The sequence below is a fragment of the Mesorhizobium sp. M1E.F.Ca.ET.063.01.1.1 genome, from assembly GCF_003998155.1.
Taxonomy (GTDB): Bacteria; Pseudomonadota; Alphaproteobacteria; order Rhizobiales; family Rhizobiaceae; genus Mesorhizobium.
Map to the genome: position 1 here is coordinate 1 of NZ_RZSC01001500.1, position 554 is coordinate 554.

Here is a 554-nt window from a genome sequence, read left to right on the forward strand (position 1 = left end):
AGGTGGCGGCGAGGGCGCCGACCCGCTGGCAGCATTTCGTCGACGAATGCACCACTTACATCGAACTGGCGCTGGAGCCGGAGATCCAGCGCATCATGTTCCGCGATGCTCCGGCGGTACTGGGTGATCCCGCGCAGTGGCCGAACGCCAGCGCATGCACGGCGTCGATGACCGATCACCTGACCAGGCTGCAGGAGGAGGGGGTGGTCGTGGCCGACCTCGATCCCGAGACCACGGCGCGGCTGATCAACGGCGCGAGCAGCCAGGCTGCGCAGCGGATCGCCAATTCGCAGGATCCGGAAGCGACGTCGAAAAAGGCGGTGGCTGCGTTCAAGCAACTGCTCGAGGGGCTGCGCAAGCAGCGCTGAGCACACGGTCAGCTAACCATGACGCGCGGTTTGTGCACCGGTTTTAGGTCGGCGCGGCGTCGCCAAGATTGACAATCGCCGGGGCGAGCGCATCCTCCTCAACCATCTCTGAGGCGGGAGAGTCGGGCCATGTGGGACTTCAGCATCGGCCGGTCGGTGTCCATCATGATCAGGACATGGCCTTTC

At 65.0% G+C, this 554-nt stretch carries 1 pseudogene; it reads left to right on the forward strand.

From position 1 onward, the window contains the following. Window positions 1–368, forward strand: a pseudogene (locus tag EOA29_RS39450) (TetR/AcrR family transcriptional regulator); the annotation flags it as partial. Window positions 369–554: the final 186 nt, after the last annotated feature.